The 13,136-nt window shown below is 60.8% G+C and carries 13 protein-coding genes; 10 read left to right on the top strand and 3 right to left on the bottom strand.

Annotated features, from left to right (window positions below):
• Positions 1 to 18: 18 nt before the first annotated feature.
• From CL546_RS08935 to CL546_RS08955, 5 genes are read left to right on the top strand one after another with little or no spacing between them, the layout of a single operon-like run.
• Positions 19 to 1,644 (top strand): GH3 family acyl-acid amido synthetase, encoded by a 1,626-nt coding sequence (locus CL546_RS08935; RefSeq protein ID WP_290494219.1) that lies wholly within the window; start codon positions 19 to 21, stop codon positions 1,642 to 1,644.
• Positions 1,641 to 2,732: a GNAT family N-acetyltransferase gene (locus CL546_RS08940; protein WP_290494220.1), complete on the top strand. Its 1,092-nt coding sequence runs from the start codon at positions 1,641 to 1,643 to the stop codon at positions 2,730 to 2,732. Before CL546_RS08935 ends, CL546_RS08940 begins: the two co-directional genes overlap by 4 nt.
• Positions 2,729 to 3,733: a hypothetical protein gene (locus tag CL546_RS08945; RefSeq protein ID WP_290494222.1), complete on the top strand. Its 1,005-nt coding sequence runs from the start codon at positions 2,729 to 2,731 to the stop codon at positions 3,731 to 3,733. Before CL546_RS08940 ends, CL546_RS08945 begins: the two co-directional genes overlap by 4 nt.
• Complete coding sequence (locus tag CL546_RS08950) at positions 3,730 to 4,911, top strand: efflux RND transporter periplasmic adaptor subunit (RefSeq protein ID WP_290494224.1); 1,182 nt, start codon at positions 3,730 to 3,732, stop codon at positions 4,909 to 4,911. The genes CL546_RS08945 and CL546_RS08950 overlap by 4 nt, the downstream gene beginning before the upstream one ends.
• Positions 4,908 to 8,198, top strand: a complete 3,291-nt coding sequence (locus tag CL546_RS08955) for an efflux RND transporter permease subunit (RefSeq protein ID WP_290494226.1) — start codon at positions 4,908 to 4,910, stop codon at positions 8,196 to 8,198. The genes CL546_RS08950 and CL546_RS08955 overlap by 4 nt, the downstream gene beginning before the upstream one ends.
• 170 nt (positions 8,199 to 8,368) lie before the next feature.
• Here the strand turns inward: CL546_RS08955 and gpmA are convergent, their stop codons facing one another.
• On the bottom strand, positions 8,369 to 9,115 hold the full coding sequence (gene gpmA, locus CL546_RS08960) for a 2,3-diphosphoglycerate-dependent phosphoglycerate mutase (RefSeq protein WP_039926133.1): 747 nt from the start codon (positions 9,113 to 9,115) through the stop codon (positions 8,369 to 8,371).
• A gap of 220 nt (positions 9,116 to 9,335) precedes the next feature.
• Between gpmA and rnd the strand changes: the two genes are divergently transcribed.
• The 5 genes from rnd to CL546_RS08985 are packed head-to-tail and all read left to right on the top strand — an operon-like array spanning position 9,336 to position 12,024.
• Positions 9,336 to 10,409 (top strand): ribonuclease D, encoded by a 1,074-nt coding sequence (rnd, locus tag CL546_RS08965; protein ID WP_290494228.1) that lies wholly within the window; start codon positions 9,336 to 9,338, stop codon positions 10,407 to 10,409.
• The gene (locus CL546_RS08970; protein WP_156790342.1) at positions 10,409 to 10,726 is read left to right on the top strand and encodes a YcgL domain-containing protein; all 318 of its coding nucleotides are present in this window, start codon (positions 10,409 to 10,411) and stop codon (positions 10,724 to 10,726) included. Before rnd ends, CL546_RS08970 begins: the two co-directional genes overlap by 1 nt.
• Positions 10,719 to 11,177, top strand: a complete 459-nt coding sequence (locus tag CL546_RS08975; protein ID WP_290494231.1) for a YcgN family cysteine cluster protein — start codon at positions 10,719 to 10,721, stop codon at positions 11,175 to 11,177. Before CL546_RS08970 ends, CL546_RS08975 begins: the two co-directional genes overlap by 8 nt.
• Before the next feature lie 50 nt (positions 11,178 to 11,227).
• On the top strand, positions 11,228 to 11,575 hold the full coding sequence (locus tag CL546_RS08980; protein WP_290494233.1) for a hypothetical protein: 348 nt from the start codon (positions 11,228 to 11,230) through the stop codon (positions 11,573 to 11,575).
• Positions 11,572 to 12,024 (top strand): HIT family protein, encoded by a 453-nt coding sequence (locus tag CL546_RS08985; RefSeq protein WP_007148530.1) that lies wholly within the window; start codon positions 11,572 to 11,574, stop codon positions 12,022 to 12,024. The genes CL546_RS08980 and CL546_RS08985 overlap by 4 nt, the downstream gene beginning before the upstream one ends.
• 18 nt (positions 12,025 to 12,042) lie before the next feature.
• Here CL546_RS08985 and CL546_RS08990 read toward each other — a convergent pair whose 3' ends face one another.
• Complete coding sequence (locus tag CL546_RS08990; RefSeq protein ID WP_290494235.1) at positions 12,043 to 12,777, bottom strand: class I SAM-dependent methyltransferase; 735 nt, start codon at positions 12,775 to 12,777, stop codon at positions 12,043 to 12,045.
• The gene (locus tag CL546_RS08995) at positions 12,770 to 13,132 is read right to left on the bottom strand and encodes a PilZ domain-containing protein (protein ID WP_039926129.1); all 363 of its coding nucleotides are present in this window, start codon (positions 13,130 to 13,132) and stop codon (positions 12,770 to 12,772) included. The genes CL546_RS08990 and CL546_RS08995 overlap by 8 nt, the downstream gene beginning before the upstream one ends.
• Positions 13,133 to 13,136 lie beyond the last annotated feature (4 nt).

Raw genomic sequence — 13,136 nt, forward strand, 5'->3', positions numbered from 1 at the left:
AATAAGCCAGGAAAAACCATGTTTGGACATCGTCTTCTTAAACTGGCCGCCTGGCCAGGTGAGCGTCGTTTCTCGGTTGGCCGTGAGCGGTTGGAATCGGTACAGCGACAGAAACAGGCCGCGCTGCTCAAGCGTGTGGCAGCCAGCCCGCTGGGGCATCGAAACGGCATTCGGGGTGACTGGTCGTGGGAGACGTTTGCGGACCGGCAGCCGGTTACGGACTATGAGCAATGGGCGGATGCGATTACCTTGTCGCGCGAACAAGGTGATTGTCGCTTGATCGATTCCCCGTTGGTTCGCTGCCAGCCAACCAGTGGCTCCACGTCCGCGATTAAGTGGATTCCCTATACACGCCAGTTTCTCGGTGAACTGGATGCGGCGATCAGCCCCTGGATTGTGGATTTATACCGGCAGTACCCCCGGCTGGTGCAGGGGCGCCATTACTGGTCCATGTCCTGGGTGCCCACCTCGCTGCGCGACAATATGCGCGAGGATGTGAATGACGACATTCAGCTGATGTCCATGGGCAAGCGCTTGCTGGCCGGAGCGACCCAGTGTGTGCCGCAGGATGTGGCGCTGGCCAGAACCTCCGATGATTCCCTGTTTGCCACCCTTGCCTATCTGGTCAGCGATCCCGGCTTGTCCATGCTTTCGATCTGGAGTCCCACTTTCGGCTTGGGGATGCTGCGTGCCATGGCACAGTGGCGAGAGGAGCTGGCAGAGGTGCTTAGCACCGGATCCTGGGGGAATCGCATGCTCGGCGGTGCGGTGGATTCCTGTCCTTGGTCACCGCAAACGGGAGCCTTGTTGCGAGAGTGGGACGGTCGATTGAGCGCGGACTTCCTGACGGCGTTGTGGCCGAAATTGGCACTGGTGAGCGCCTGGGATACGGCAGCTTCCACGCCGTGGGCGAAAGAGCTGCATGCTTTACTTCCCCAGGCCGCGTTTCAGGGTAAAGGACTGTGGGCCACCGAAGGCGTGGTCACCATTCCCTATGCAGGACGTTATCCGCTGGCGTATCGCAGTCACGTGTATGAATTCCAGGACCCTGCCGACGGCCGTATCTTCGCGCCCTGGGAATTGGAGGCCGGGCAGCAGGTGATGCCGTTGCTGAGTACCGGCAGCGGCTTGTTGCGTTACCGGCTGAAAGATCTGGTGGAAGTGGATGATTTTGTCGGCGGAATCCCCAGCCTGCGTTTCCTTGGGCGAGCAGGAACCACCGATCTGGTCGGCGAAAAAATGACGGCGGCAGCTGTAGATGGTGCCATGGCAGCCTTGGCGTTACCGGAGGAATTGCTACCGGTATGCACGGTGGCGGTGGATCAATCCGTGCAGGGTTTGCCTGGCTATGTGCTGTTGCTGGAAGGGGAAAACCTGGCCGCTGCCCAACATATCGCGGTGCAGATGGAGTCGGCGCTGCAATTGCATTTTCATTACCAGCTGGCACGCAATCTGGGGCAGCTCGCGCCGTTGCGCTGCGTTATTCATCCGGGCATGCGTGAGCGTTATCTGCAGCATTGCCGTCAACGCGGCATGATCGAAGGTAATATCAAGATGGAGTCCCTGCAGTACTGGGCAGGAGCGGTGCCGACCTGGCTGGAAGCGCGCTCGGAACAAACACAGGAATCCGGAGTGACGGCATGAGCTACCGCATCCGGCCTGCCTGTGACCAGGATAACGGGGCCATCCTGGCGTTGCTGCAGGGGACACCCCAGCACGGCGCGGTGACCCTGAATTTTGAACGGCATCCGGATTACTTCCGGGGCGCCCAGGTGACCTGCGAACAGCCGGACGTGTGGGTGGCTGAGCCCAAGGGGGGCGCCGGTGAACTGGGCGCTGTCTACAATGTGGGCTGGCGGCACCTGTGGGTGAATGGCGAAGTCAAAGCGATTCGCTATGCGCACGATTTACGTATCGCGCCGCAATTCCGTAATGGCCTGGTGCTACACCGCCTGTTTCGCCAGTTGCGCAAGCAGCTGTCCGAGGGCGAGTGGATGCAGACCACGGTGCTGCGCGACAACGAGGCCTCTCTGGGATCGGTGGCCAGTGGCCGTGCCGGGCTGCCCACCTATTACCCCCACGGCACGATCGAGACCAGCCTGGTGTATACCCGGGCGCGCCATCACCGGCTGCCAAAAGATGTGCAAATCCGGCAAACCGGTGAAGCCGACCTGCCCGCCATGGCGGCGTTGTTGCAACGCGAAGGGGCCAGCAAACAGTTCTTTCCCTACTGGGATGTCAGCCGGGTACGCGGTGATGCCTATTGCTATGGACTGAACCCGGAAAGCTTTCTTGGGCTATGGGTCAAGGGGCAGCTCAAGGGGGTGCTGGGATTCTGGGATCAGCAGGGCATAAAGCAGACGCGCGTGTTGGGTTATGCCCGGGGCCTGCGGTTTCTACGCCACCTCTACAATACCCATAGCGTGTTGCGCGGTGGCATGAAGTTGCCTGCGCCCGGCGGCATCCTGTCTTACCTCACCTTGCACAGTGTGGTGGTGGAAGATAACCAGCCTGATTTGTTACGTCTGTTGCTTGACCATGCCGTGGATCGTTTTCATGGCCGATATGATGCGCTGGTGTGTGGTTTTTTTGCCCAGGATCCATTGGCAACGGTACCGGCCCGGTACCGCCGTCGTCTGTTATTGAGCGATCACTTTCTGGTGAGTTATGACGGCGATCCCCGTGAGCAACTTGATGATCGCCTGCCCTATGTGGAAGTGGCACGCCTGTGAATACCGTGTCGACCCGCACCCTGTCGTCCCGGCCGCCGGTGGATTATATCGGCATGTGGTATCGCGCCCGCGCCGTATTGGGTATTGATGATCGTATCGAATTTATTTTCATCGATCCGCGTAGTGGTGAACGCGATACCGTCGCCCTGCGTCATCGGGACCATGATGGCGTGGGCGGTATTGCCCAGGCCCTGAAACAACGCGGGGTGGCACAGCCTCCCATGCCGCTGAGCCGCCAGAAGCAGGCACCGCGTTGGTGGCAGCGTTGGCAACGGTTGCCGGACGACCTGCCTGCGCGGGAACCGGTGTGGCGCCATTGGCAGGAGTCCCCTGGACAAGCCGAATCTGAAGAAGTCGAAGACAGCCCGGTCTGCGTGCAATGGTTGAATCCGGCGCAGACCCGCGCGCTGTATCAGCGGGCTCACCAGAACAAGGTGTCGGTGAACAGCTTGTTGTTACTGGCGTTGCACCGGGCGGTCTGCGACACCTTGATGCTGCACGGTATTGCCGGTAGCTGGTGCTTTCCGGTGAACATGCGCGGTGTCGTGCCCATGCTGCGCGCGGATATGAACCTGTCCAGCGCGTTCTATCTTACCGTGGACCATGAGGACAAGGCCGCCAGGCTGGACCGTTCCGTGCGTGGCTACCTCAAGGCCAATGTGCACTGGCGGTATTGGCATCTGGCGCGTATTGGGCGTTTGATCGGCCAGCGGGGCGTGAACTGGTTGTGCGGGCGCCTGCAGAAAGGCACCCGGTACTGCGGGTCTTTTTCCAGCCTGGGTGAGTGGGAGATCGATTTTGCCTCCGCAGGGATGCGGGAAGATACCGTGTTTGCCTGCTGTGGTCCGGGCAGCCCGAGCCATCCAGTTGCCAACGGTGTGATTGTGGTAAATGGCTGCATGAGTCTGTCCCTGAAAGTGCACTCATCCCTGGGCGCGCCGCAAGCCACGGTGCGCCAGTGCTTACAACGCTGGGTTAACGGGCTGGGAGTGGTTGAATGAAGTTGCCTGCTGGTTTGCGTTCCCTCAGCTTGCGAGCACTGGTGGCATTGCTGGCCAGCCTGGCCATGGCGATGGCCGTTTTTTCGCTTTATCTGGTGCCCCCGGCGCCGCCGCCGGCCAAGGCTCAGGATAGTGTGTTGGCCCTCAATACCATGACTGTGGACTGGCAGGATGTGGTGATCCCGGTGTATAGCCAGGGGCAGGCCACGGCGCGCCATGATCTGCCCTTGAGTCTGGAGGTCTCCGGGCGAATCCAGGAAGTGGCGCCGGCGTTTGCTGATGGTGGGCGAGTGGCTGCGGGCGATGTGTTGCTCAAGCTGGACCCGGAGCCCTTTGCGCTGGAGGTGACCTCACGTCAGAACAGCGTCCATGCGGCGCGCCTGCACCTGGCTCAGACCCGGGCCAAGGCCCGGGTGTCAGGGGCTTCCGGGCGCTCATCGGCGTTGGGCCGGTTCGAGCCGCAGCTGGATGAAGCGTTGAGCCGGCTGAGTGCCGCCCGTGCCAGCCTGCGTCAGGCGGAGCGTAACCAGGAACAGACCGAATTGCTGGCGCCGATCAGCGGGCGCCTGAAAGCCGTGCAGGTGATGGCAGGGCAACACGTGCAGGCGGGCAGCAAGTTGGCCCAGTTGTACCAGGAAGATCAGGTGGAAATTCGCCTGCCGGTCCGTGATGAGTGGCTTGGCTTGCTGGGTATCGTGCCTGGCGATGACAGCACACTGGAGGCGGTGAGTGTGATCCTGACCGGCCGTTTCGCCGGCCGGGAGGGGCACTGGGAAGGCAAGGTGGTGCGCCGTGAAGGGGGGCTGAACCGCAACCAGATGATGTACCTGATCGTGCAGGTCACCAATGACGGCCAATCATTGCCGTTGGAGCCCGGTGTACTGGTGCAGGCGGAACTACGCGGTGTGGCAACGCCGGCGGTGGCGGTGTTGCCCCGTTCTGCCCAGGCAGGGGATCAGTTCGTCTGGGTGCTGGACGAGGACCAGCGTCTGCGTCGTCAGTCGGTGGCGATACTGCATCAGGACAGTGACAACCTCTACCTCCACGATGGAGTCAACAGCGAGACCTCGGTGGTGTTGGCCGGGGATCTGCAATTGCTGGAAGGCATGCGGATCGATCCGCGCCCGGCTCAGCCCGGCCTGGCCCATAACAGCGGGAACAGCGAGGGACATCCATGAATCGTTCCATTGCCTGGTTCGCCAGAAATGGGGCGGTTGCCAACCTGTTGATGATGACCCTGCTGGTGGCCGGGCTGCTGGCTATTCCTCATACCCGTCAGGAAACCCTGCCCAATGTGCCGCTGGACCGCATCGGCATTTATGTGACGTATCCCCAGGCCACCCCGCAAACCGTGGAATCGCTCGTGTGTACCCCGGTGGAAACCGCGGTGGACGATGTGGAGGGCGGCACTGAGCTGATCAGCGAATCCCGCGAGGGGTTATGCAGCGTTCAGCTGGATGTGCTGGAAGGGCATGATACTGGCGATGTACTGGAGCAGATCCGCACGCGCCTGGATGCTCTGGATAACCTGCCGTCGGGGGCCGCGCGCCCGCGAGTGCAGGAGTTGATTGTGCGTAACCGGGTGGTGAGGTTGCTGCTCAGCGGCTCCCTGTCCCGTACGGATTTGTACCAGCTGGGCAACCGGGTTCGCCGGCAACTTCTCAACCACGATGCTATTTCCAGCGTGGATATTGAAAACCTGCCGGAACGGGAAATGGCGCTGCTGGTCTCCCGCGATGACCTGTATCGCTACGAGTTGACGCTGGATGGGATTGCGGCTGCAGCCAGCCAGAGCGTGCAGCGCATCGCCGGCGGTGTGCTGCGTAGCGACAAGGGAGACTGGCTGCTGCAGACCGGCGAGCAACCCGGTGATGCCCGCGCTTATGAGCAACTGGTAATCCGCCAGTCGGAGCAGGGGGACTTGTTGACCCTGGGCGATGTGGCCCAGGTGCAGGACGGTTTTTCCCGAGACACCCAGGCCGCCTGGCTGGATGGCAAACCGGCGGTGGCATTGGATGTGTACCGAGTTGGCGATCAGAACGTGCTGGATGTGGCCGGAGCTGTGCGTGACTACCTGGCAGAGGCAGATCTACCTCCCGGTGTCGGGTTACAGGTGTGGAGCGACGATGCTCGCCAGTTCAGTGAGCGCTCAAACCTGCTCTGGCGTAACGCCTTGCAAGGGCTGGTACTGCTGACATTGATGCTGGCCGTCTTCCTGACGTTGCGGTTAGCGGGCTGGGTCGCATTGGGGATTCCCGTGTGCATGCTCGGTGCCTGCGCCATGCTGCCGTTGCTGGGCGAGTCCTTTAACACTATCTCTTTGTTCGCCTTTATTCTGGTATTGGGGATTGTGGTGGATGATGCGGTGATTGTGGGCGAAAGCATTGATCACCAACGCCGCCAGGGGCTGACCGGGGGGCAAGCGGCTATCCGTGGGGCACAACGGGTGGCGAAACCGATTTTGTTTGCGGTCATGACCACGCTTTTTGCCTTTGCCCCCTTGCTGTTCCTGCCGGGGCCGGAAGGGGCATTGATGCGGGTTATCCCTATCGTCTCGATGACCATCCTGTTGCTGTCACTGGTGGAGTCCCTGTGGATTCTGCCGGCCCACCTGAGCCACGATCGCCCGGCACGGGGGCTGTGGCTGAAATCCGAACAACTGGCCACGCGCCTTAACGATGGTCTGGAGCGCTGGCTGGACCGGCGTGCCCGGCCTATTTTGCAACGCTGCTTGCACTGGCGTTATGTGTTGGTGGTGGTATTCGTGGGCCTCTTTATTTTCTGCTGTGCGTTGGTTAACAGCGGTTGGTTGACCATGGTGTTGTTCTCCCGGGTGGAAGGAGACCGGGTGATGGCGGAAGTGGTGTTCCCGCAGGGCACCGGTGATCCTCGTCTGGCCCGGGAAGTCAGAGAGCTGGAGGATTCCGCCCAGGCGCTGGCTCGCCAATTGGCAGGGGAGGTTGATGGCGATCAAGCCGAGGCACCGATCCACATCGATGCGGTGTTTGCCGAACAAGGCGTGCGCCAGAAAACCTCCAATGCTAGTGATCCCGGTGCGCGATATCGCGTTCGGGTTACCTTGGCGATTAGCGGTGATACCAGCGTCATGCCACCCCGGGAAATCGCACGGCGGTGGCGCGATCAGCACGGGGTGATCGCCGATGCGCTGTCGGTGAAATTCCATGCCAGCCTGATGCAGGTAAAACCGGATATTCATATCAATCTGTTCCACCCGGACCTGACGACGCTACAGCGGATGAGCGAGCAGGCGGCGTTGGCGTTGGCGCGCATGGACGGAGTCCATGAGGTGGCCAATAATCTGCATGCCCAGCGAACCATTGTAGATATCAACTTGCGTGAAGAAGGGGAGCGAGCCGGTTTGCGGGCCGAACAAGTGGGGGCGCAGGTGCGCAATGCGTTCCACGGCATTGAGCTGGATCGCTGGTTTGAACAGGACCAGGAGGTGCCGGTGATGCTGCGGCTGGCTCAGGACGACAGTCGCCAGATTACCGATCTGGAGCGAATGCCGGTGCAATTGGCGGACGGTGAAATGACCGTGCTCGCAGCCGTGGCCTCGCTATCGCGTCGGCAGGCGCCGGCCATGATTAGCCACTATGACGGTCGTCGCAGTGCCACGGTGAGTGCCTTTGTGGATGAACACACCACGTCTCCGGCTCTGGTCATGGCAGAGTTGCGCAGGGCGCTGCTGGATCCGATGATGGCAGCGGACGATAACGCCGGCTGGACGGTGGCGGGAAAGCAGGCGGCGATCAAGGATTTCCTGTCACACTTGTCGATCAGTTATTTGATTGCGCTGGCGGCGATTTTCTTCTTGCTCACCATTCTGTTCGGCGGTTATGGCCAGCCCCTGCTGGTGATGGCGGCGATTCCGTTTGGGCTGGTGGGGGCCTTTATGGGGCACTTTCTGCTGGGTTACAGCGTGACACTGTGGTCGCTGGTGGGAATCATCGCGGTGAGTGGCGTGGTGGTGAATGACAACCTGGTGTTGCTCGATGCCATCAACGACCTCCGGGAAAAAGGTGCATCGTTACGGGAGGCGGTGATCGACGGCGTGAGTGGACGGTTACGGCCGGTGATGTTGACGTCGATCACCACCTTTGCCGGTGTCGCACCGCTGATGCTGGAAACCAGCGTTCAAGCCCGCTTCCTGATTCCCATGGCCGTCTCGCTGGCTTTCGGGGTGCTGTTTGCCACCTTGGTGAGCCTGCTGCTGGTGCCTGGTTTGTTGGTAGTATCCAGTGATGTGAAGGGGCTGGTCACGCGCTGGCTGGCCCGCTGGCGAGCGCCGCAGGCATCAGAACAGGATACCGTGGAGATGGCCTATGAACGCGGCCGTTTGTATGCCGGTTGGGGAGGCGCCAACCCGTATCACGATGCCGTGCTGGGCTCCGCCTGGGAGGCGGGCCGGCAGGATTACATGCAAGGCCAGGCAGGCGTGCAGTGATGCAGGTTTCTGGCGGGGCTTTGCGCGTCAGGCTTTTGGCGTCAGCCGTCCAGCAAACCCCATAAACGCAAGAGGCCGCACCCCAAACAGGGGCGCGGCCTCTTCGTTAACAGCAAGCTTTGCGGTTGTACGCGTCGTTGCGTGCCGCGTGAAGCCTGTTGCGCCTCTCTTTACGCCTTACCCTGATTGGCCACCGCTTCAGCAGCTTTCGCGGCCGCTTCTGCGTCGCCCAGGTAGTAGTTCTTGATGGGCTTCAGGTTGTCGTCCAGCTCGTAGACCATCGGTACGCCGGTGGGGATGTTGAGCTTGACGATTTCCTCGTCGGAAATGTCACCCAGGTATTTCACCAGCGCGCGCAGGCTGTTGCCGTGGGCGCAGATCAATACCTGTTTGCCCGCTTCGATTTGCGGCTTGATGTCGCTTTCGAAGTAAGGGACGAAGCGATCGACCGTGTCTTTCAGGCTCTCTGACAGGGGAATCTGCGCTTCGCTCAGGTTCTTGTACACCCGGAAGTTGCCGGCGTAGCGTTCGTCGTCCCGCTCCATTTTCGGCGGTGGTGTGTCGTAGCTACGACGCCAGATATGGACCTGGTCATCCCCGTACTTGGCGGCCGTTTCCGCCTTGTTCAGGCCCTGCAAGGCACCATAGTGGCGCTCGTTCAGGCGATAGTCGCGGATCACCGGGATCCACATCTGGTCCATGTTGTCCAGAATGCTCCACAGGGTGCGCACGGCACGCTTGAGCACTGAGGTGTAAGCCACATCGAACTCAAAGCCGGCTTCCTTCAGCAGCTCGCCTGCGGTGCGGGCTTCCTCGCGGCCTTGCTCGGTCAGATCCACGTCTTTCCAGCCGGTGAAGCGGTTTTCCTTGTTCCATACGCTCTGGCCGTGGCGGACCAGTACCAGTTTCGTGCTCATTAGCGTCATTCCTGTGCGATTTCAATGCGGCGCAAAGAGTAGCAGAAATGCGCCGGGAAATTGAGCGCCACAGCCCGTATAATCGTCGCAAATTCTGTTGTCGCTGCCGGCAAGGCCTGTCCTGTGTATTTTTTTGCAGGCTATTTTGCCCTTTTCATGCGCAGCGATGACCTGTGAAAGCCGCTTCAAGGGCTTTTCCATTCCCGGATAAGGCGAAAACATGGCGTATCTTTGGTGCGAGGACAATCAGGCAATAAGTGAATGGCAAGGTGGGCTGACGGCGGGGACCCCGCTCTATCTGGACACGGAATTCATGCGCGAGCGTACCTTCTGGCCGCAATTGGCGCTGGTGCAGGTACACGACGGTGAACAAATTCGCCTGATTGATACCACCCGGGTGGATGGCCCCACGCTGTCTCCGGTATTTCAGCAGCACATCCTGGTCATGCATGCCTGCTCGGAAGATCTGGAAGCCATTGCCACCTTTACCGGCCAATACCCGGCCGCCATCGAAGATACCCAGATTGCCGCGGCACTGAGCGGGGAAGACATGCAGTGGGGCTACCAGAAAGTGGTACAGATGCTGCTGGGTGTCGATTTGCCCAAAGGTGCGACGCGCACCAACTGGCTGAAACGGCCATTGAGCGACGAGCAGCTTCACTACGCCGAAGATGATGTGAAATACCTGCCGGAAGTGGCGGCGATTCTTGCCGAGCGGCTGGACAAGCTGGGGCGCCGGGCCTGGTGGCAGGAAGAGTGCGAGCGGTTGTTGAACCAGGCGCGTAGTGTCACGCCTGCCGAGGATGCCTGGCGTAACGTGAAGGGGGCCGGCCTGCTGCAGGGGGAAAGTCTGGCGGTGCTAGCGGCACTGACACCCTGGCGAGACCAGATGGCCCGGGAGCGGAACCTGCCCAAGAGTTTCGTGCTCAAAGATGCCCAGCTACTGGACCTGGCCCGGGCCAGTCGCAGTGACCGGGGCTTGCTGGCGGATCTGGGCTTTCATCCCAAGCAAATTCGTCGCGATGGTGATGCCTTGCTGGCGTTGATGGAAGAGGGCCGCCGGCAGACTCCGCCGGACCCGTTGCCGGGCCCGCCGGATGCGGCCCAGAAGAAACTCGCCAAGACCCTGCGCAACCGGGTAGGCGTGATCGCCGAAGAGATGGACATGAAGCCGGATGTATTGATGCGCCGGCGTTGGCTGGAAGCTCTTATCCGTCACCCGGACCGGGTGCCGGAGCCGTTGACCGGGTGGCGCCATGACATCGTCACCCAACCCCTGCTGGAGTTACTGTAGTGAGTGAGGGCGTGTTGAAAGGCAAGCTGTTTTGTTCGATCTACAAGAGCCGCCGCAAAAGCGGTATGTATTTGTATGTGGATCGTCAGAAGGGTCTGAAAGAGGTGCCAGAAATACTGATGGGGCAATTTGGCCATGCTGAACATGTGACCGACATGATCCTTAACCCGGAGCGGCCTTTGGCCCGGGCGGACGTGGAGCAGGTCATGGGTAAAATCCGCGAGCAGGGCTTTTATCTGCAGATGCCGCCGCCGCCGGATGAAGACCTGTTCATGGCCGATGGCCATCCGGACAAACCGGCCGGACGTGATGCCTGACGTGACCCTGCCACTGCGTGCGCACTTCTGGACCCTGCCGTTGGGTGAGCTCAATGCCCGCGAGTGGGAGGCGCTGTGCGATGGTTGTGGCCGTTGTTGTCTGGTCAAACTGGAAGATGAAGATAGCGGCGAGTTGGCGTTTACCAATCTGGCCTGTCGCTTTCTGGATAGCAAAAAATGTCAGTGCCGGGTATATCCGGAGCGTTTTCAGCGGGTCCCTGACTGTATTCAAGTGACTGAAGCCATTGCCCGGGATACGGACTGGCTGCCGTCCACTTGTGCGTATCGTTTGCGTGCCCATGGCCAACCATTGCCCGGCTGGCACCCGCTGCTCAGCGAAAATGCGGGCAGCGTGAAACAGGCAGGTATAAGCGTGGCCGGCCGAGTGGTGTCCGAGCAGCTTGTGCCGGAAGACGATTGGGAAGAGCATATTGTTCACTGGATCGACTGAATGCAGGTGAGTGCCTGGCAGTGGGTTCAATCACACGTGTAGGAGAAGTTGTGACAACACAAGCATATTTATGGGGCTGGTTTGCCTACCTGATCGGCAGCGTCGGCGTATTGTTTGTCTGGTGGTGGCTGACACGCCCGCTGTCACGGTGGGGCAAAGTGCCACTGCGCACCGTGTTGACGGCCCTGTTGCTGACCCCCTGGTCTGTTTCCCCGCAACATGACGAATGGGCGCCGGCCTGGGTGGTCAGCCTGTTTGATGGGCTTGCGCAGGAAGACGTGAGCCTGTGGCGCGCTGGTGGGCCGCTATTGGCCATGCTGGTGGTGGCATTGGTGGTGGCCGCATTTGAACTGTGGCGGCAGCGGCGCAAACAAGCGGCCATGCCGGTTCAGCAATGAGCCAGTGTATTTTCTGCCAGATCCAGGCGGGCACGTTGCCCGCCAGCGTGGTTTACCAAGATGAGCAGGCCATGGTGATTCTGGATCTTTTCCCGATCCGTGAAGCCCATTGCCTGGTCATTCCGCGTGAGCACGCGCCTCTGCTGGAAGGGCTGGACGCTGCGGTAACACACCACTTGATGGATCTGGCGCGGCGGACCATTGTCGCCCAGAAGCGGGCCGGCCTTGCAGTAAAGGCGCACAACGTGGTGGTCAACGATGGCCGTGAAGCCAATCAGCATGTGCCTCATGTGCACGTGCACGTGATTCCCCGTCGCGGCGGCGATACGCTGGTAACGGCGCTGACCTGGGCAACCCGTCTACTCAATGTCTTCGGCATGGCGAAACGGCGCAAGCGCCTGGATCGGCTGGCAGGCCTGCTGTCTGAGCACTTCCCCGACAGTGCCTGACGCTCGCTTGCGTGCCGCTTAATGGGTGCGCGGCTTTCGCCAGGCGCGCACCCGTAGCGGCCAGTGCACGGTGCGTGTCTGTGGCCCCCATTGTGTTCGCAGCGCCGCACTGAAGGGCGCCAGCGGACTCTGGCCTGCTCTGGCTGCGTGTACCAGCGCGGACCAGGTATCCAGATAACCGATAAACGTCTCCACGGACCATTCCCGTTCTATGGTGGTATCCGCAAAGTGCAGGGCTGGCCAATGCAGCTGTGCCTGGGGATAGCCCGCCACCACATCGGCGCGTTCCGCCGGCCACCATGGGCTCAGTGGGCCATCATGGAATGCCTTCACCAGACCTTCCAGACCTTCCACATCGCACAGGCCATAACTGATCAGGGCCAGTACCCCGCCGGATTTCAGAACCCGCTCAGCCTCGGCAAAGAAGGCGCTTTTGTCGAACCAGTGAAATGCCTGGGCAACGGTGATCAGGTCCACACAGGTATTTGGCAGGGGAAGCTGATGGGCCTGCGTCGCCAGAAAGCTTGTGGCTGAGGCTGGCGCAGCCTGAAGTTGCCGAAGGCTGATATCAGTGCCGATCACATGCTGGAAGTGGGGTTCCAGGCCGCGGCTGGCCTGGCCGCTGCCACAACCCACATCCACAGCAAGATGGGTGGCAGGGCTTTGGGCGCTGAGCCATTCAAAAAGCGTATCGGGGTAGGTGGGACGAAACTGCTGGTAGTGCTGGCCGCGTTGAAACAGGCTGTCAGTCACTGAAATAACCGGTGGTATCAAAATGCGCCGCCCACAGGCGCCCGTCGGCCCGCTCCAGGTCCAGGGCGACACCGGCCAGCAAATGGCCTTCCGGGGCTGCGCACCAGGCAATGGTGCCGTAAAGGTGGTAGGTGCCGTGCTTTTCCAGCAGGGCAACCCAGAGCTCAACATCCGTATTGGGCTTGATCGGCGCAGGCAGCTCCACGCTGATTCCGGCGAGGGAAATATCGTGGGTGGTCAGATACAGGCGATCTTCCGGCGCCACGGCATCCGATCCGGCGGGCAGCAAGGTAAGAGACAGGTTCTCTTCACGGCTGATCCGGGGGTGGCGTCGGTTGTCCATTGCTGTAGCCATATGA

The organism is Alcanivorax sp., from assembly GCF_002726155.1.
Lineage (GTDB): Bacteria > Pseudomonadota > Gammaproteobacteria > Pseudomonadales > Alcanivoracaceae > Alcanivorax.